We start from the raw sequence: 18311 nt of genomic DNA on the forward strand, positions 1-18311 counted from the left end.
AGGTTCTTGACCCATGGTGCGATACGCGGAGCCGGGCACGGTGGAGTGGGTGGAGTCGGGCGGCGGACCGCTGATAGCGGTGCCCGAGACGGTTCTGCCCTTCTGGGCGGGTGCCGACGGCGAGGAGACGGCGTCGGACTACGACCGGGCCTGTGAGGTGGACGGACACGTCGGACTGCTGCCGGTCGGCGACTGCACGGCCCTGGTACTGGGCGACGAGCCGGCCTCGACCGCGTATCTTCCCGACCAGGGCGTCTTCGTGCGGTGGTGCGCGGGCGATTCCGAGGGCGAGCTGCTGGCGAGTGTGCCGGACGCTGTCGCGACGGCGCAGTGGGGGCCGGAGGTCAGCTGGCAGGTGCCCGGGCCGGTGCTGCTGTTCGACGCGGCATGGCCTGGAGGTGAGGCCTCGGGGAGCGACCGGGTGCGGGTAGTTCTGGAGCCGGGGAGGTATGCGGTTCGGGCGGCTCGGGTGCAGCCGGGGCCCGAGGTGTGGCTGGGGCTGGTGCAGCTTCGCTTGTTGGCGCCCAGGTAGCCGCGGGGGAGTGGCCGATTGGCGTGTGCGGGTTGGCTGTGGCTGGTCGCGCCCACGCGGCGGAGCCGCATATCAGCACAGCCCCGCGCCCCCAAGAAGGGCGTTACCACCCCGCCTCATCCGTGGCTGGCCACGGATGAGGCGGACGTTCGGCGCCAGCCCCGTCTACAGATGGGAGAGCTCGTCCACCAGGTCGTCCAGGCCCAGTGAGCCCTGGGAGAGGGCCGCCATGTGCCAGGACTTCGGGTCGAAGGCGTCGCCGTGCCGGGCGCGGGCGTTCTCGCGGCCCAGGAGCCAGGCCCGCTCGCCGAGCTTGTAGCCGATGGCCTGGCCCGGCATGGACAGATAGCGCGTCAGCTCGCTCTCCACGAAGTCCGCGGGGCGGCTGCTGTGCGAGCCGAAGAACTCCTGCGCCAGCTCGGGCGTCCAGCGCTCCCCGGGGTGGAAGGGGGAGTCGTCCGGGATGGTCAGCTCCAGGTGCATGCCGATGTCGATGATGACGCGCACGGCCCGCATCATCTGGGCGTCCAGATAGCCCAGCCGGCGCTCCGGGTCCGTCAGGAAGCCCAGTTCGTCCATCAGCCGCTCCGCGTACAGCGCCCAGCCCTCGGCGTTGGCGCTCACCATGCCGACACCGGCCTGGTAGCGGGAGAGGTCCTGCGCCACGTGCTTCCATTGGGCCAGCTGGAGGTGGTGGCCGGGCACACCCTCGTGGTACCAGGTCGAGACCAGGTCGTAGACCGGGAAGCGCGTGTTTCCCATGGTCGGCAGCCAGGTGCAGCCCGGTCGCGAGAAGTCGTCCGACGGCTCGGTGTAGTACGGGGCCGCGGCGCTGCCGGGCGGGGCGATGCGCGACTCCACCCGGCGGACGCGCTCGGCCAGGTCGAAATGGGTGCCGTCGAGCGCGTCGATCGCCTCGTCCATGAGGGACTGGAGCCACTGCCGCACCTCGTCGACGCCCTCGATGTGCGTGCCGTGCTCGTCCAGGTGCGCCAGCGCCACCCACGGCGTGGCCGCGCCCGGCAGGATCTTCTCGGCCTCGTTCCTCATCTCGCCGAGGAGGCGGTGGTACTCGGACCAGCCGTAGGCGTACGCCTCGTCCAGGTCGAGGTCCGTGCCGTTGAAGTAGCGCACCCAGCGCGCGTACCGCTCCCGGCCCACGACGTCCGGCGCGCCCTCGATCGCCGGTGCGTACACGTCCCGCATCCAGTCGCGCAGCCGCAGGACGGCCTCGGTGGCCGAGCGGGCGGCGGTGTCCAGATCGGACCGCAGCGACTCGGGGCCCGCGGCCGCGAACTGCTCGAACCAGCCCTGTCCCTCGCCGTCCGCGTCGGCCCACTCGCCGAGCTGCCCCACGAACGTGGCCGTGGCGCGGGGCCCGCCGTGCAGCTTCCGCTCCAGGCCGAGTGCCAGGGACTCCCGGTACCCCTCCAGCGCGGCCGGGACCGCGCGCAGCCGCTCCGCGATCGCCGTCCAGTCCTCCTCCGTCTGCGCCGGCGTCACGGTGAACACCTGCCGCACCGCATGGGCGATGGAGCTCAGGTTGCTGACGGACCGCAGGCTCTCCTCGGCGTCGTGCACGGCGAGTTCGGCGTTGAGCCGCTCGCGCAGCAGCCGCCCGCAACGGCGTTCGATCTCACTGTCCGCGCCGGGCAGCCGCTCGGCCTCGTCCAGCCGGGCCAGCGTGCGGCGCGCCAGCTCAGCGGACGCCTCCTGGCCCGCGGGCGAGGTGTCGGGCAGCCTGCTCGAACTCTCCTTCACGCCGAGGAACGTGCCGGTGATCGGGTCGAGGGCGACGAGTTCGTCGACGTAGGCGTCGGCGACCTCACGGGGCAGCGGGCTCTTGATCTCAGACATGCGGCCATCCTCGTACGACGACAAGCGCACGTCATCCGGATTGAGCCGAGGGCGAAGGCGGCAGCAGTGGCCCGCACTCCCACTGCTGGAAGATCAGCCGGGTCTCCACACGCGCCACCTCCGGCCGCGAGGTGAACCCGTCCAGCACGAGCCGCTGAAGGTCGGCCATGTCGGCGACCGCGACATGGACCAGGTAGTCGTCAGGTCCGGTCAGGTGGAACACGGTCCGCGACTCCGGCAGTGCCCGGATCCGCTCCACGAACGGCCCCACCAGTTCCCGCCGGTGCGGCCTGACCTGCACCGACAGCAGGGCCTCCAGGCCTCGCCCCAGCTTGGCCGGATCAAGCTCCAGCCGGTGCCCGAGGATCACGCCCGAGCGGCGCAGCCGGGTCACCCGGTCCAGACACGTCGACGGCGCCACGCCGACCTGCGCGGCGAGATCCCGGTACGTCGCCCGGGCGTCGTTCTGCAACAACCGCAGCAGGTGGAGATCCACCGGGTCCAGTACGACAGATTCGGCCATCAACCGAACGTAACACGGCATGCCCTCGCCCAGAACCGGTCAGTGTTCACCCTGTCCTCCATGGACATGGACATGGACACGGACATGAACACGGGTACCACACCGAGAGCTCTCGCCACCGAGGCCGTGCACGCGGGCCGGGACGACCTCGCCCGCCAGGGGCTGCACGCCCCGCCGATCGACCTGTCCACCACCTACCCGTCGTACGACAGCCGCGGTGAGGCGGCCCGGATCGACGCCTTCGCCGCCACGGGCTCGGAGCCGGACGGCCCGCCCGTCTACGGACGGCTGGGCAATCCGACCGTCGCCCGCTTCGAGACCGCGCTGGCCCGCCTGGAGGGCACCGAGGCGGCGGTCGCCTTCGCCAGCGGCATGGCCGCGCTGAGCGCCGTCCTGCTCGTCCGCGCCTCGATGGGACTGCGGCACGTGGTGGCCGTGCGTCCCCTCTACGGCTGCAGCGACCATCTGCTGACCGCCGGGCTGCTGGGCTCGGAGGTGACCTGGACCGACCCGGCCGGCATCGCCGACGCGCTGCGCCCGGACACCGGGCTGGTCCTGGTGGAGTCCCCGGCCAACCCCACGCTCGCCGAGGTCGACCTGCGGGCCGTCGCCCACGCCTGCGGTTCGGTGCCGCTGCTCGTGGACAACACCTTCGCCACACCGGTCCTCCAGCGCCCCGCCGAGCAGGGCGCGCGGCTGGTGCTGCACAGCGCCACCAAGTACCTCGGCGGACACGGGGACGTGCTGGCAGGGGTGATCGCCTGCGACGAGGAGTTCGCGGGCAGGCTGCGCCAGGTGCGGTTCGCCACGGGCGGTGTGCTGCACCCGCTGGCCGGCTATCTGCTGCTGCGCGGACTGTCCACCCTCCCCGTACGGGTCCGGGCCGCCTCCGCCAACGCCGCCGAACTCGTCCGCCGCCTGGCCGCCGACCCGCGGGTGTCCCGAGTGCACTATCCGCGCATCGGCGGCGCGATGGTCTCCTTCGAGGTGTACGGCGATCCCCACGAGGTCATAGCCGGCGTCCGCCTGATCACCCCCGCCGTCAGCCTCGGCAGCGTCGACACCCTCATCCAGCACCCGGCGTCCATCAGCCACCGCATCGTGGACGCGGCAGACCGTCGCGACGCCGGGGTGAGTGACCGGCTGTTGAGGATGTCGGTGGGTTTGGAGGACGTAGAGGACCTGTGGATGGATCTGGACAGTGCGCTTACGCGTTCAGGGGCGCGGGGCTGTGCTGATATGCGGCTCCGCCGCGTGGGCGCGACCAGCCACAGCGCACCCGCACCCGCCGACTGACGAAACCCCCTACGGCGTCGATGCACTCCCCAACTCACCCGCGGCCGACGCAACCCGCTCACCCAGCCGCGCCGTGATCACCAACGTCCCCTCCTCGATCTGATAGTCGAGCGGAAGCCCCAGCCCCCGCATCGCCGCGACCATGCCCGTGTTCGACGCCTGCGTCACGGCATACACACTCCCGCACCCGGCGTCGACGGCCATGGCCACCAGCCTGCGCAGCAACTCGGCCCCCACACCCCGCCGCTGCCACGCATCCTCGACGATCAGCGCGACCTCCGTCTCGTCTCCGTCCCACAGCAGATGCCCGAGCCCGACGACCCGCCCCGACGCGGTCTGCACGGCGAGCGTACGGCCGAAACGGGGGCTGAGCAGGTGGTTCAGATACCGGTCGGCATCCCCGACCGGACCGTGGTAGCGAAGCCTCAGCGTGCGGTCCGAGCACCGCTCGTGCATCGCCCGGGCCGGCTCCAGATCACGGGTGTCGGCCCGGCGCACGGTGATGTCGGCGCCTTCGGCGAGAGTGAGGGTGTCCTGGCCGTGCGGGACGCGCGGGCCCAGCCGGGCGTCCAGTTCCACCAGGGCCCTGGCCCGGGCGAACTCGGTCGGGGTGAACGGCAGGTGCGGCCGCTCCACGATGATCACTCCGCCTTCCGGGGCGCGCAGGCGCAGCACGGTGCCGTCGAGGGCCCCCTCCACGGGTACGCCGCCGGGCGCCCGGCCGCCGCCGACCGGTGCCGGCTGGGAGCGGATCGTGCAGCGGCCCAGCAACTGGCGCAGGGCCAGCGGTAGTTCCGCGGCGTCCAGGGCGGTGCGGGCGGCGAGGCCCAGGACCCGGGTCGGCGCGTCCACCAGGTCGTGGGCGTCGGCCCGCTCGATCCAGGTGTCGGTGCCGCCGGCCGCCCGGACGGCCGTGGTGATCCCGGACCCCGGCAACTCACCCGGGGCCCGCAGCAGGAACTCGTCCACCGTGCCGTCGGCCAGCGGATGGGTCTGCAGGCTCAGGATGTCGACGCGCTGCCCGGCGAGGGCCGTGCACAGCGCCGCCAGTGACCCCGGCTCGTCCCGCACCGTGGTCCGCATCCGCCACAGCGTGCTCGCCCCCGGCACCGGCTCCGGTGCCGGGGACTCGGTATGGTCCGGCGGCGGCGCGTTCTCGTGGCGTCGTGTCCGCCAGGCCCGGAACGCCGTGGTGAACCGCCGCATCGTCGTGGCGGGGCGGCAGTTGTCGTTCGCGTGCGTCGCTTCAGTCACTTTTCGCGTCATGCACCCACTGTGACGGAACGGTGTTGCGTGATCGCGAACTCTTTGTGTCTGGCGGGTAAAGGGGGCAGTCTGCCCCCTTTATCGACGCTTCAAACGTTGCGCTCCGTACTTGCCGGACCCACCGGAACCTACTGGCCGACCCGGCCCGGCTGGAGCACCTGCGTGAACAGCACGGTGCCGTCCTGCTCGCGCAGACGGACCGTCAGCTCGCCGCTGCCGCCGTCGATGTCGACCTCGCCGAAGAACTGGTAGCCCCCGGCGGGCGAGACATTGGCCGTCGTCGGCGCCTTGAGGAACACGCGGTCCGGACCGAAGGTGCCGTCGAGCGTGTTCGCCGGGAACGCACCGGCGTTGAGCGGGCCCGACACGAACTCCCAGAAGGGCTCGAAGTCGGTGAAGGCGGCCTTCGACGGCTGGTAGTGCTGCGCCGAGGTGTAGTGCACATCGGCCGTCAGCCACACCGTGCCCGTGATCCGCCGGTGCTTGATGAACCGCAGCAGCTCGGCGATCTGCAGTTCGCGGCCCAGCGGCTTGCCGGGGTCGCCCTGCGCTACCGCCTCGATGTTCGGCTTGCCGTCACCGGTGTCCGGGACGACCAGGCCGATCGGCATGTCCGAGGCGATCACCTTCCATACCGCGCGGGAGCGGGACAGCTCGCGCTTCAGCCACTCCAGCTGCTCGCGGCCGAGGATGCCCTGCGCGTCGGTGGGCTGGTCGTCCGTCGAGTTGGCGTTGCGGTAGGTGCGCATGTCGAGGACGAAGACGTCCAGCAGCGGGCCGTGGTGCTGCACGCGGTACACCCGGCCGCCGGGGCGGCGCAGCGTCGAGATCGGGAAGTACTCCGAGAACGCCTGGCGGGCACGGGAGGCGAGCACGTCCACGTTCTTCTCGGTGTACCGGGTGTCGCCGAGGATCTCGCCCGGGTACCAGTTGTTGGTGACCTCGTGGTCGTCCCACTGGATGATGGACGGGACGCGGGCGTTGAAGGCGCGCAGGTTCTCGTCCAGGAGGTTGTAGCGGAAGTTGCCGCGGAACTCCGCCAGGGTCTCGGCGACCTTCGCCTTCTCCTCGGTGGTGATGTTCCGCCAGGTCCGTCCGTCGGGCAGGGCCACGGTCTCGGTGAGCGGGCCGTCGGCGTAGATGTTGTCGCCGCTGCAGAGGAAGAAGTCCGGGTCCAGGGCGCCCATCGCCTCGTAGATCCGGTAGCCGCCGAGCTCCGGGTTGATGCCCCAGCCCTGCCCGGCCAGGTCGCCGGACCAGACGAACCGCACCCCGTCGCGGCGCTTGGCGGACGCGGTGCGGAAGCTGCCGGTGACCGGCTCGCCGGTGCGGCGCGGGTCGTCCGGGTCGGCCAGCAGCACCCGGTAGTGGATCTGCTCGCCGGACGGCAGTCCGCGCAGCGGGGTCGTGCCGGTGAAGTCCGTGCCCGGGCCCAGCAGCGGGCCGTGCCATCTGCGCGGGTTGCGGAACGACTCGGTCGCCGACGTCTCGACGATCATTCGGGCGGGCCGGTCGGACCGCACCCACACCAGCCCGGAGTCGCAGGTCACGTCTCCCGCCTGCACACCCCACCCCGCCTTCGGGCGCCCGGACCGGGCGAAGGCCGGCGCCGCTCCGAGAGCGGTGGGCAGGGACAGGGCCGCCGACGCGGCGAGAGAGCCCCGCAGGACGCTACGGCGCCCGGGGAACGGACGGTGTGACATGGATACGCCTCCAGGGACGGGATCCGGCCAGTGTGCAGAGCCACAACTACTGGCACGCCGCAGCGCACACACGAACCCCAAGTGAACAACTGACCGCAGGGGCGGGGGAACCGGCACGCGGGGGCGAGCCCGGCGGAGTCACCCGGTGGCCGCCTCCGCCATCAGACGTACGCCCTCGGCGATCCGGGCGGGCGGCACATGGGCGTAGCCCAGGACGAGCCGCACCTTCTTCGTCTCGGCGCTCCCGGCCCGCGGGTGGGTGCAGGACGACAGTGGGCGAACCGCCACCCCGGCCTCCGCCACGCGCGCGAGGAACCGCTCCTCGGGGCCGTACCGCTCCGGCAGCGTGGCGATCACATGCAGTCCCGCCGCGATCCCGGACACCTCCGAGCCGGGGAAGTGCTCGTCCAGGGCGGCGACCAGCGCGTCACGCCGCTCGCGGTAGGCGCGCTGGCAGCGGCGCAGCTGGCGGTCGTAGTCGCCGCGTTCCAGGAACCGGGCGAACAGGGCCTGGTCGAGGGCCGGGTGGCCGAGGTCCATGGTGCGCTTGCGCTCGACGATCTCCTCCGCCCAGGACTCGGGCACCAGCAGCCAGCCCAGCCGCAGCCCGGGGGCGAGGGACTTGCTGACGGAGCCCGTGTAGGCGACATGGTCCGGGTCGAGGCCCTGGAGCGCGCCGACAGGGGCGCGGTCGTAGCGGAAGTCGCCGTCGTAGTCGTCCTCCAGGACGATGCCGTCCACCTCGCGTGCCCAGTCCAGCAGTCCGGCCCGGCAATCGGCCGAGTAGGCGATGCCGGTGGGGAACTGATGGGCCGGAGTCGTCACCACGGCCCGTACGCCCGACGCCCGCAGCGGTTCCAGGGCGATTCCCTCGCCGTCCACGGGCACCGGCACGGCGGTGACCCCGGCCGAGGCGTACAGCGCGTCGTGCTGGGGACTGCCGGGGTCCTCCACGCCGACGGTGCGCACCCCGCGCGCGTGCAGCGCGAAACCGAGCAGGGTCGTCGCCTGGGCGACCCCGGAGACCACCACGATCCGCTCCGGGTCGGCCACCACGCCCCGCCGCCGGGCGAGCAGTCCGGCCAGCGCGGTACGCAGCCGGGGCAGCCCGCGCGGATCGGGGTACCCCAGGTCCTGGTGCGGCAGTTCCGCCAGTACGTCGCGGTGCGCGGCGGCCCACGCCGAGCGCGGGAACAGCGACAGGTCCGGCGTCCCGGGCACGAAGTCCGCGCGGGTTCCGGGGGAGCGCGGGGCGAGGTCGCGCGCCCGCGGCCGGGCGGCCCGCGCGGCCGCTCCGACCCAGGTCCCGGCGCCCCGGCCGCTGCGCAGATACCCCTCGGCCGTCAGCTGCTCGTACGCCTCAGTGACCAGCCCCCGCGACACTCCCAGGTCCGCCGCGAGATCCCGGCTGGACGGCAACCGGGTGCCCGGCGCGAGCCGGCCCGAGCGGACCGCCTCGCGCAGCGCCGCCTGGAGGGACCGGCCACGCGTGCGTGCCGGTGCCGCGGCGGCGGGGAGCAGCAGCTCCCAGGCCGCGGACGCGGCACCTCCGTCCGGAGCGCTTTGCGGTGGCTTCATGAAGGGAGACCCTAGAGGCTCCTCGCCCCGCGCGAGCCCCGGTACGGGTCAGCGGCTGCCGTCGAGGACGACCCTGGCGACCAGTGCCGGGTCGTCGTTCATCGGGACGTGGCCGCAGCCCGGCAGCCGTACCAGCCGGGCCCCGGGGATGACGCCCTTGGCCCGCACGCCCTGGCGGGGGATGAGGAGCCGGTCCCGGCTGCCCCAGGCCACGGTTACCGGGGTGCCCACGATGTCGTCGCTGAACTGCACGGTCCTGCCGGAGCGGAGGGTCTCGGAGAAGCCCTGCGCCCCGGCCAGCGCCAGCGTCTCGGCGACCACGGCCTCGGGCGAACGACGGCCCGGGCGGGCGTAGATCGTGCTGGTCAGCAGCGCACGGCCGACCGCCGGACGGGCCAGCCGCTCGACGACGGGCAGCGGCATCCGCTGGGCGATCTGCCGCATGGCCATCAGCACCGCGAAGGCGTAGCGGCGCTCGGCCTCGTTCCAGAACCCGGCGGGGGACAGCGCGGTGACGGAGCGGACGAGCCGCGCCCGGGCCAGGTCCAGGGCCAGCAGGCCGCCCAGCGAGTTGCCCGCCACATGCGGCCGTTCGATCTCCAACGCCTCGCACAGCGCGACGAGGACGGTGTTCATCGTCGGCAGGTCGTGCGCCATGCCGTCCGGCAGCGCCGGCGACTCGCCGCACCCGGGCAGGTCCACGGCGATCACATCGCGCTCGGCCGCCAGCGCCGGGATCACCGGGTCCCACACCTGCCGGTGATGGCCGATGCCGTGCAGCAGGAGCAACGGGTCGCCGCTGCCCCGGCGCGTGTAGGACAGCGTGACGTGCTGCTCGCCGTGCGCGGAGGCGACTTTGAAGGAGACGGTGGCGGACATGGGGTGCTCCTCGGCTGTACTCGCTGACGGACGCTGTAGACAGCTTGTCAGCAATTGCTACCGACGGGTAGCCCCGAGATGTCGCCACCTTCACGGCCCCAGGCCGCTCAACGGGCCCGGCGCAGCTCCAGGTTGAAGTGCGCGTGCCCGAACTTCTGCATCAGGCCGACCCACAGCGGCAGCCACATCTCCACGGCGCGCGCCGCCCGGATGTCACCGAGGTCGAGCACCCGCTCCGGCGGCCAGCCGAACTCCCCGAGCAGGGCCGTCACCTGCTCCTTGGCGCCCGCGTCGTCCCCGCAGACGAAGAGGTTGTGTTCGCCCGGAACCATTCCCGGTTCCACCATCACCCGGCAGTTGACGGTGTTGAGCGACTTCACCACGCGCGCGTGCGGAAAAGCCCGCTGGATCTGCTCACCCACGCTGTCCGACGCGACGGGGGACAGCCGCAGCTCGCCCTCCTCGAACGCCAGCGGGTTGGAGACGTCCACGAGGACCTTCCCCCCGAGGTTCTCCGTGCCCGCCGCCTCCAGCGCGGCGAGGGCCACCCGCCCGCCCACGGCGTTCACCACGACCTCGCCGAACGCCGCCGCCTCCGCGAACGTCCCCGCGTCCGCCCCGGCACCCGCGGTGGCGGCCCACTCCAGAGCCGCCGGGTTGTCCCTCGTGCGTGAGCCGAGCCACACCTCGTGCCCCAGCTCCACCAGCCGGCCGCCGAGGGTGCGCCCGACGTCGCCCGTGCCCAGAACCGCGTACCGCATCGCCACCTCCGGAAGCCCTGCCGGCGATCACCGGCGTCCTGTCGCCCATTCTGTCCGGGAAGGGGTGATTCCGCCTGGACAGGGCCGCACCGGTGGGCTGGGATGGAGCCGTGACCACCGAGACCGCGACCGACCTCTTCGAAGCGCACCGCCCCGTCCTGCTGGGCGTCGCCTACCGCATGCTGGGCCGCGTGGCCGACGCGGAGGACGTGGTCCAGGAGGCCTGGCTGCGGTGGTCGGGCAGCGACCGCGGCGACGTGCGCGAACCGCGCGGCTACCTCGTACGGATCACGACCCGCCTCGCCATCGACCGGCTGCGCCAGATCAAGTCCCGCGGGGAGACGTACGTCGGCCCGTGGCTGCCCGAGCCGTACGTCACCGACTTCGGCGACACCGTGCCGGACACCGCCGAGCGTGCCGTGCTCGCCGACTCCGTCTCCCTCGCCGTCCTCGTCGTGCTGGAGTCGCTCTCACCGCTGGAGCGGGCCGTGTTCGTGCTCCGCGAGGCCTTCGGCTTCCCGTACGCCGACATCGCCACCATGCTCGACCGCGGCGAGGCGGCGGTGCGCCAGCTGGCCGGACGGGCCCGCAAGCACGTCGAGGAGCGGCGGCCGCGCTACGAGGTCGACCCCGCCCAGCGCCGTGACCTCACCGAACGGTTCCTCGCCGCGGCGGCCGACGGCGACCTCGAAGGGCTGATGGCGCTGCTCGCCCCGGACGTCCGTCTCGTCGGCGACAGCGGCGGCAAGGCGCGGGCGCCGCTGCGGGTCCTGCGGACGGCGGACAAGGTGGGCCGCTTCCTCGTCGGCGCCGCGCGCAAGGGCGACGTCCCGGACTTCTCCGTGCGTTTCCTGGAGCTCAACGGCGGCCCGGCCATGCTGGTCCTGTCGGGCGACAAGCCCGACTCCGTCTTCCAGCTCGACGTCGCCGACGGGCGGGTCCAAGCGGTCTACATCGTCCGGAACCCTGACAAGCTCCGGTCGCTGGCCGCCGGGTAGGCGGCGCCCCGGCAGCCCCGGGGACCTCGCATGAACGCCCCGTGAACGTTCCCGGCCATTGGTCTTGACCAAGGATCAGGGCCGCCCTATGGTCGCAGAGAAGTGAAACAACCTTTAAAAAACAAGGGCGCTAAAACGCCGCCGACCACGGCGATTGCGGAGGACAGGGTGGGGACCACGCAGCTGGAATCGGTGCCGGAACCGAAGTACTGGCATCTCAAGACCGTGCTCAGCGAAGCGCTCGACTCGGAGTTCTCGGTGGGGGAGATCCTGCCCAACGAGCGCGACCTCGCGGCCCGCTTCGGCGTCGCCCGCGCCACGCTCCGCCAAGCCCTGGAGCAGCTCGAACTGGAAGGCAGGCTGCAGCGCCGCCGCGGTGTCGGCACGACCGTCGCCCCGCCGCGCATGGGCGTCTCCCTCGGTGCCGGCCCGCACACCTGGCCCGGCGGGTCCGAGGACGCCTGGCAGCCGGTCGACTGCGTGGCGGCGGTGCCGCCGGCCGCTGTCGCCGAGGCGCTGGCGACCGGCCGTGACGAGGCCGTCCATGTCGTGCGCCGCTCCCGTGTGTCGAACGGCCGGCCGGTGGCCGCGGAACTGCTTTACATCCCCGAGTCCTCGGTGCCCGAGCTCTCCGGCATAGACGCGCCGTCGGGGGCGGCACGTGCGCGTGCGGTACTGCGTGAGCTGCAGCGGCTGGAGCTGGGGCGTCAGGAGAACGCGGTGGAGCTCGGCTCTGCCGGCGCCGATGACGCGAAGGAGCTGGATCGGCTTCCTGGGGCACCCGTTCTTGTGGTCACGACTCGTTTCGTGTCCGAGGGGCGTACGGCTGCGCTGTCGGTTGCGACGTATCGCGCTGACACGTGCCGGTTGACCTTCGGTGACTCGGGTGGGGTGGAGATTCATGACGGGCCTGAGCAGCGGGCGTCCTGAACCTTTGCGCCGTGGGGGTGTCGTGAGTCGGGGCTGCGGGTTCGTTGTGGTTGCTCGCGCTCACGCGGCGGAGCCGCATATCGACACAGCCCCGCGCCCTTAGAAGAGCGGCCGTTGCTCCACCGCGAAGAGTTGTTCCTCCACGTGGTCCAAGGCGAGGCGTAGGGCGCCGGTCGCCACTGCCGCGTCTCCGAGGCGGGAGAGGGCGACCTGTGGGGGGCGCAGACAGTAGCGGGAGAGTTCTTGGCGGAGGGGGTCCAGGACGCCGTCCAGGCCCGCTGCCCAGCCGCCGATGACGACCAGTTCCGGGTCCAGGGCGAGGACGAGCGCCGCCACGTCGTGGACCAGGCGCTGGAGGAAGCGGTCGACGGCAGCGCGGGCCCGCTGGTCGCCCTCGCGGGCCTGCGCGAACACCTCGGCGACCGCCTGCTCGTCGAGCGGGTGCAGGGGTTCGTCGGTGGTGGAGAGCAGGGTCTCCGGCGTGACCTCCCTGCCCAGCAGATGCAGCGCGCCGATCTCGCCGGCCGCCCCGCCGTAGCCCCGGTGCAGCCGCCCCCCGATCAGCGCACCGGCGCCCGGGCTGAGCCCCGCCAGCACGAACACCACGTCGTCCGACTCGGTGGCCGCGCCCTTCCAGTGCTCGGCGACGGCCGCCGCGTTGGCGTCGTTCTCGACCAGGACCGGGCACTTGAAGGACCGGCTCAGCCGTTCGCCCAGCCGCAGCCCCGTCCACCCCGGCAGCGCGGTGCCCAGCCGTACCGTGCCGTCCGCCTCGACGATCCCGGGCGTCGCCACGCCCACGGCCCGCAGCGAGCCCCGTGCGACACCGGCCCGCCGCAGCAGCTCGGCCACCGCCCCGCGCAGCCGCTCCAGCCGCTCGTCGGCCCCCGCCGTCTCGGGCACCTCCTTGGCCTGGGCGCCGATCACCCGGCCGTCCAGGTCGGCCAGCATGGCCGCCACCCGGTGCGCCCCGATCTCCAGCCCCAGCAGATGCCCGGCCTCCGCCCGGAACCGGAACCGCCGCGCCGGGCGCCCCTGCCGTCGCGCGGCACCCTCCTCGGCCGCCTTCTCGACCACGAGCCCGGCCTCGATGAGCCCTTCGACGACGCCCTCGACGGTTGGCCGGGACAGCCCTGTCACCCGGGTGATCTCGGTCAGCGTCGCGCAGTCCGTGGCACGCAGCGCGTGCAGCACCACCGCGGAATTGATCCTTCGCAGCAGCGAGGGATCCCCGCCGGTCAGCCGCCCCACCGTCCGTCCTCCCAGGTCGCGCGCGTGTTGGCCGGATCGTACTCGGCGCGGCGCGCCCCGGCGAGGGTCCGGCACCGGCCCTCGCCGATCAGCCCGGCGCCACGAACCCCGACTCGTACGCGGCGATCACCGCCTGGGTCCGGTCCCGCGCCCCCAACTTCGCCAGCACCGCGCTCACATGCGACTTCACGGTCTCCGTCCCGACGACCAGCCGGGCGGCGATCTCCGCGTTCGACAGCCCCCGCGCCATCAGCCGCAGCACCTCGGCCTCGCGCTCGGTCAGCTGGGCCCGCTCCATCACGGCCCGCGCCGCGCGGTTCCCGCCGTCGTCGCCGTACTCGGCGGCGAGCTGCCGCACCGAGGCCGGGAACAGCAGGGACTCGCCCTCGGCGATCAGCCGCACCGCGTGCACGATCTCGGCCGGCCGGGCCCGCTTGAGCAGAAACCCGTCGGCGCCGGCCCGCAGCGCCTCGTACACGTACTCGTCGTTCTCGAAGGTCGTCACCACCAGGATCCGCGGCGGCTCGTCGACCGTCCGCAGCAGCGCCCGGGTGGCCTCGATGCCGTCCAGCAGCGGCATCCGTACGTCCATGGCGACCACGTCGGGCCGCAACCGCCGCACGAGCGGGATCACCGCCGCCCCGTCCGCGGCCTCCCCGACGACCTCGATGTCGGGCTGTGCCTCCAGCACGGCCCGCAGACCCGCGCGTACCAGGGGTTCGTCGTCGACGAGGAGAACGGTGACCGACATCCGGACAGCGTAGATCAACTCAACGGCAGTTCGACATGGACCTGCCAGTCACCTTGGTCGGGGCCGGTTCTGGCCCGTCCGCCGAGCAGGGCGGCGCGCTCGCGTATGCCGCGCAGGCCGCTGCCCCGTCCGAGGCCGGGTATCGGCTCGGGCATCGGGTTGCGTATCGCGAGGACGAGGGTGTCGTCGCAGGCACGGACGCGGACCTCCACCGGGACCGCGCCCGCGTGCCGCAGCACATTGGTCAGCGCCTCCTGGAGGATCCGGTAGCCCTCCCGGGACACCGGCCCCGGCACGGTGTCCACGGGGCCGGTCACCTCGGCGTCGACCTTCGCCCCGGAGGCACGCGCGGACTCCAGCAGTCGGTCGGCGTCCACGAGGGTCGGCCTGCTGCTCACCGGTTTCTCCGACTCGCGCAGGACGCCGAGCACACGCTCCAGGTCCTCCAGGGCGGCCCGGCCCGTCTCCTCGATGGCGACCAGGGCGCGGTCGGTGAACTCCGCGTCACCGGCGGCCCGCGCGGCTCCCGCCTGCACGACGGCGACCGTGAGCGCGTGGCCGATGGAGTCGTGCAACTCGCGGGCGATACGCGTGCGTTCCAGGAGCTGTTCGGTGCGTTCCTCCAGCGCCTCCATCCGCTCGGCGGGTGACGGTCCGAGGAGCCGTCTGGCCAGCGCGGTGATGAGGTGGCCCGACCACACCACGACCACGGGGAACAGAACCAACGGCACAGGTGCGAGCACGGCGTGCCACCAGCGGTTCTCCTCGACGGTCACGAATCCGTCGGCCAAGGGCTCGAAACCGAGCCCGGTCGTCAGCAGGTCGACCGCGAGGAGGGGTAACTGGACGGAGAGGTGAGCCACGATCCAGCCGAGGCACAGCCGCGTCTCCAGCCACACCACCGTCCGCCCGCGGTCCGCCCACGTGACCGACGGGGTGGTCACGATCTCCTCGCTCCCACCGTCCCGCCGGTGACCGGTCAGCAGCAGCCTGGCCTGGAACCCCTCCACGACCCGTGTGGCGGGCACGAGGCCCGCGAGTCCGAGCAGGACCGCGGCCGTGACCTGGGTCCACCACGCCTCCTGGATGAACAGCCACAGCGACGGCCACACGATGGCCACCATCATGTGCAGCCACCGCGTGTACGTCACCGCCCGCGTGAGCGGGCGCAGCATGCGGACCATCGCGCCATCGTGCCAGCCGCCACTGACAGCGGACCTCCCCCGCACGGGGGAGACGATCTCCACGGCCGGGGGAGGCCCGCACCCCGCACGAGGGGTCAGGCTGCTGTCATGACCAGCATCGACGTCCAGTCCCTCACCAAGGAGTTCGGCACCAAGCGCGCCGTCGACGACCTCACGTTCCGTGTGCTGCCCGGTCGCGTCACCGGCTTCCTCGGCCCCAACGGCGCCGGAAAGTCCACCACCATGCGGCTGGTGCTCGGCCTCGACCGGCCGACCGCCGGTTCAGCGACCATCGGCGGACGCGCCTACCCGGCCCTGAGCGAACCCCTGCGCCACGTCGGCGCCCTGCTCGACGCGCAGGCCGCGCACGGCTCCCGTACCGCCCGCGACCACCTCCGTGTCCTGGCCGCGAGCAACCGCATCCCGGACCGCCGCGTCGACGAGGTACTGGAGGAGACGGGCCTGGCCTCGGTGGCCCGGCGCCGTGTGCGGACGTACTCCCTGGGCATGCGCCAGCGACTCGGCATCGCCGCCGCCCTGCTGGGCGATCCCGAGGTGGTCATGCTGGACGAGCCGTCCAACGGCCTCGATCCCGAAGGCATCGTGTGGATCCGGCAGTTGCTGCGACGGCTCGCGGGGGAGGGACGGACGGTCCTGGTCTCCAGCCATCTGATGAACGAGACCGCGTCCTTCGCGGACCATCTCGTCGTCCTCGGCCGGGGCCGGCTGTTGGCCGACACCCCGATGCGGGACTTCATCCACGCACGCGTGCGGCCGCTCGTACGGATCCGCACGAGCGACCCCGCCGCGCTCAAGAGCGCCCTCGCCCGGCACGGCCACGAGGCCGAGGAACACCCGGACGGCCACTGGACCGTGCCCCACGCACGCGTGGACGACATCGGCCGCATCGCCTCCGCCGCGAGCGTGCCCGTCCTGGAACTCGCGGCCGAGGAAGGCACCTTGGAGCAGGCCTACTTCGACCTCACGTCCGCCGAGACCGAGTTCACCGCACAGCCCCAGGAGGCCTGACCATGGAAATCACGCCCCTACTCCGCTCCGAGTGGCTGAAGATCCGTACGCTCCGCTCGCTGCCGGGAGCCCTCCTGGCCCTGTTCGCCGCGACCACGGCGTTCTCCGCGATCGCCGGTGTCTCCGAGACCTCGGACCCGGGATTCGACGCGCTGTTCACCTCCCTCTCGGGTGTCATACCGGGCCAGATCGCGGCCATCGCCTTCGGGGCCATGGCCGTGTCGGCGGAGTTCCACTCGGGGGCACTGCGGCTCTCGCTGACCGCGGTTCCCCGGCGCGGCCGGTGGTTCGCGGCCAAGGCGGCGGTCATCGCCGTACCCGCGCTCCTGGTGGGGCTGGTGACGGCTCTCGCCGCTCTCCTCGTGGCACGGGCGGGGCTCGGACCGGCAGCCGACGGGCTCGGCACCGGTGAGCAGGCGCGCGCCGTCGTGGGCTGCGGGGTCTACCTCATGCTCATGGCCCTGTTCGCGGCCGGGCTGGCCGCACTGCTGCGCAGCGGCGTGGCCACGCTGTCGCTGTTGATCCCGTTCATCCTCGTCGTAGGGTTCGTGATCGGCGACGCCACGGGCACCGTCGCCGACTTCCTGCCCGACAAGGCGGGGCAGTTGGTCATCCGTGGGACGCCCGAGGGATCGTCCCTCGGGCCGTGGTCGGGGCTCGCGGTGACCGCGCTCTGGACGGCCGCCGCGCTGCTCGCGGGAGCGTGGAGCGTGCGCCGCCGGGACGCCTGACCGATGACAGGGGTGATGCCCCGCCAAGTGTCAGTGGGGGCGGGTTTACTGGACCCATGAGCATCGCACAGCACATCGCCCTCGTCGACGAGCTGTGCTACCGCCCCTTTCCGGTGGAGCACGGCCCGTCGGACGTCGGCATGTCAGGACCCGGCTACCACGTGGCGGTGTTAGAGAGCGGGCTCTACGGCGACCCCGCGACCTGGGCGGTGACGGTCGACCAGTTCGAGAAGGACCGTGACGCCGTCTACGAACTGCTGGCCTCGCGCTGGGGCGACACGGACCCCTACAACCTGCAGACCGTCCTCCTGCGCACCGAGCGGGAGGAGATACCCCGGCCCTGGGCCGAGCTGAGCGCGTGGGCCGGAGTGGCGCACGTGTGGGAGGTGGAGGGCACCGGCCGCTGGGTCGCCGTGGCGGTCACGGACCAGGACCCCTCCCACGACGTGCGGTTGCTGGCCGTGATCACGGAGACGGACCCGCCGTGACCGGTCAGGCCTCCGCGGCCTCCCGCAGCCGTCCGAACTCCTCCGCCATGGTCTCGGCCGTCCAGTGCGCGTTCAGCCCGCTCGGGTTGGGCAGCACCCACACGCGCGTCTCCCCGAAGGTCCGCGACTGCGGCCCGACCTGAGCCTTCCGGTCGTCGAACGCGGCGCGGTACGCGGTCACACCCACCACCGCCAGCCAGCCCGGCCGCAGCCGCCCCGCCTTCAGCGCGAGCAGCCGCCCGCCCTCCCGGTACTCCTCGGCGCTCAGCTCGTCGGCCCGAGCGGTGGGCCGCGCCACGACGTTGGTGATGCCGAGCCCGTACGAGAGCAACTCCCGCTGTTCGGACGGCTTCAGCAGCCGGGGCGTGAAGCCGGATCGGTGCAGTACGGGCCAGAAGCGGTTGCCGGGGCGGGCGAAGTGATGGCCCGTCGCGGCCGTCATCAGCCCGGGGTTGATCCCGCAGAACAGCACCCGCAGACCGTCCGCGACCACGTCGGGCACGACACGGTCGCGGGCGGCCTCCAGCTCCTCGGGCGTGAAGCGCGCCATGCGG

Annotated in this window: 18 protein-coding genes; 7 read left to right on the plus strand and 11 right to left on the minus strand. The window is 72.7% G+C overall.

Annotated features, from left to right (window positions below):
* Positions 1 to 13: 13 nt before the first annotated feature.
* Positions 14 to 532: an immunity 21 family protein gene (locus ACWIF2_RS03605; RefSeq protein WP_454358374.1), complete on the plus strand. Its 519-nt coding sequence runs from the start codon at positions 14 to 16 to the stop codon at positions 530 to 532.
* A 165-nt stretch (positions 533 to 697) separates the two neighbouring features.
* Here ACWIF2_RS03605 and ACWIF2_RS03610 read toward each other — a convergent pair whose 3' ends face one another.
* A complete protein-coding gene (locus ACWIF2_RS03610) occupies positions 698 to 2389 on the minus strand; it encodes a DUF885 domain-containing protein (RefSeq protein WP_454358375.1) in 1692 nt (563 codons plus the stop codon).
* Between the two features lie 31 nt (positions 2390 to 2420).
* Positions 2421 to 2912 (minus strand): Lrp/AsnC family transcriptional regulator, encoded by a 492-nt coding sequence (locus tag ACWIF2_RS03615; RefSeq protein ID WP_454358376.1) that lies wholly within the window; start codon positions 2910 to 2912, stop codon positions 2421 to 2423.
* Between the two features lie 60 nt (positions 2913 to 2972).
* On the opposite strand from ACWIF2_RS03615, the gene ACWIF2_RS03620 reads away from it, so the two are divergent.
* Positions 2973 to 4208 (plus strand): trans-sulfuration enzyme family protein, encoded by a 1236-nt coding sequence (locus ACWIF2_RS03620; protein WP_454358377.1) that lies wholly within the window; start codon positions 2973 to 2975, stop codon positions 4206 to 4208.
* A gap of 9 nt (positions 4209 to 4217) precedes the next feature.
* On the opposite strand, the gene ACWIF2_RS03625 is transcribed toward ACWIF2_RS03620, so the two are convergent.
* The 5 genes from ACWIF2_RS03625 to ACWIF2_RS03645 all read right to left on the minus strand — a co-directional run bounded on the left by ACWIF2_RS03625 (position 4218) and on the right by ACWIF2_RS03645 (position 10395).
* Positions 4218 to 5474, minus strand: a complete 1257-nt coding sequence (locus ACWIF2_RS03625; protein WP_454358378.1) for a GNAT family N-acetyltransferase — start codon at positions 5472 to 5474, stop codon at positions 4218 to 4220.
* Between the two features lie 128 nt (positions 5475 to 5602).
* Positions 5603 to 7177, minus strand: coding sequence for an alkaline phosphatase D family protein (locus ACWIF2_RS03630; RefSeq protein WP_454358379.1), 1575 nt, complete (start codon positions 7175 to 7177; stop codon positions 5603 to 5605).
* Positions 7178 to 7315: 138 nt separating this feature from the next.
* Positions 7316 to 8755, minus strand: a complete 1440-nt coding sequence (gene pdxR, locus ACWIF2_RS03635) for a MocR-like pyridoxine biosynthesis transcription factor PdxR (protein WP_454358380.1) — start codon at positions 8753 to 8755, stop codon at positions 7316 to 7318.
* A 48-nt stretch (positions 8756 to 8803) separates the two neighbouring features.
* Complete coding sequence (locus ACWIF2_RS03640; protein ID WP_454358381.1) at positions 8804 to 9634, minus strand: alpha/beta fold hydrolase; 831 nt, start codon at positions 9632 to 9634, stop codon at positions 8804 to 8806.
* A gap of 107 nt (positions 9635 to 9741) precedes the next feature.
* Positions 9742 to 10395 (minus strand): NADPH-dependent F420 reductase, encoded by a 654-nt coding sequence (locus ACWIF2_RS03645; RefSeq protein ID WP_454358382.1) that lies wholly within the window; start codon positions 10393 to 10395, stop codon positions 9742 to 9744.
* Between the two features lie 110 nt (positions 10396 to 10505).
* Here ACWIF2_RS03645 and sigJ point away from each other — a divergent pair, with 110 nt between their 5' ends.
* Positions 10506 to 11393, plus strand: a complete 888-nt coding sequence (gene sigJ / locus ACWIF2_RS03650; protein ID WP_454358383.1) for an RNA polymerase sigma factor SigJ — start codon at positions 10506 to 10508, stop codon at positions 11391 to 11393.
* A gap of 168 nt (positions 11394 to 11561) precedes the next feature.
* Complete coding sequence (locus tag ACWIF2_RS03655) at positions 11562 to 12323, plus strand: GntR family transcriptional regulator (protein WP_454358384.1); 762 nt, start codon at positions 11562 to 11564, stop codon at positions 12321 to 12323.
* 99 nt (positions 12324 to 12422) lie between these two features.
* On the opposite strand, the gene ACWIF2_RS03660 is transcribed toward ACWIF2_RS03655, so the two are convergent.
* The 3 genes from ACWIF2_RS03660 to ACWIF2_RS03670 form a co-directional block, all read right to left on the minus strand.
* Positions 12423 to 13574 (minus strand): ROK family transcriptional regulator, encoded by a 1152-nt coding sequence (locus ACWIF2_RS03660; RefSeq protein WP_454358385.1) that lies wholly within the window; start codon positions 13572 to 13574, stop codon positions 12423 to 12425.
* 88 nt (positions 13575 to 13662) lie between these two features.
* Positions 13663 to 14325 carry a response regulator gene (locus tag ACWIF2_RS03665; protein ID WP_454358386.1) on the minus strand — a complete coding sequence of 221 codons (663 nt, stop codon included), beginning with the start codon at positions 14323 to 14325 and terminating at the stop codon, positions 13663 to 13665.
* 14 nt (positions 14326 to 14339) lie between these two features.
* Entirely contained in the window at positions 14340 to 15509 is a 1170-nt protein-coding gene (locus ACWIF2_RS03670; protein ID WP_454358387.1) for a sensor histidine kinase, read from the minus strand.
* 108 nt (positions 15510 to 15617) lie between these two features.
* Here ACWIF2_RS03670 and ACWIF2_RS03675 point away from each other — a divergent pair, with 108 nt between their 5' ends.
* From ACWIF2_RS03675 to ACWIF2_RS03685, 3 genes are read left to right on the plus strand one after another with little or no spacing between them, the layout of a single operon-like run.
* Entirely contained in the window at positions 15618 to 16538 is a 921-nt protein-coding gene (locus ACWIF2_RS03675) for an ABC transporter ATP-binding protein (RefSeq protein ID WP_454358388.1), read from the plus strand.
* Positions 16539 to 16540: 2 nt separating this feature from the next.
* A complete protein-coding gene (locus ACWIF2_RS03680) occupies positions 16541 to 17269 on the plus strand; it encodes an ABC transporter permease (RefSeq protein WP_454358389.1) in 729 nt (242 codons plus the stop codon).
* A 56-nt stretch (positions 17270 to 17325) separates the two neighbouring features.
* Positions 17326 to 17757 (plus strand): hypothetical protein, encoded by a 432-nt coding sequence (locus ACWIF2_RS03685; RefSeq protein ID WP_454358390.1) that lies wholly within the window; start codon positions 17326 to 17328, stop codon positions 17755 to 17757.
* A gap of 4 nt (positions 17758 to 17761) precedes the next feature.
* Here ACWIF2_RS03685 and mug read toward each other — a convergent pair whose 3' ends face one another.
* Complete coding sequence (gene mug / locus ACWIF2_RS03690; RefSeq protein WP_454358391.1) at positions 17762 to 18307, minus strand: G/U mismatch-specific DNA glycosylase; 546 nt, start codon at positions 18305 to 18307, stop codon at positions 17762 to 17764.
* Between the last annotated feature and the right edge of the window lie 4 nt (positions 18308 to 18311).

The organism is Streptomyces sp. NPDC055506 (assembly GCF_053643595.1).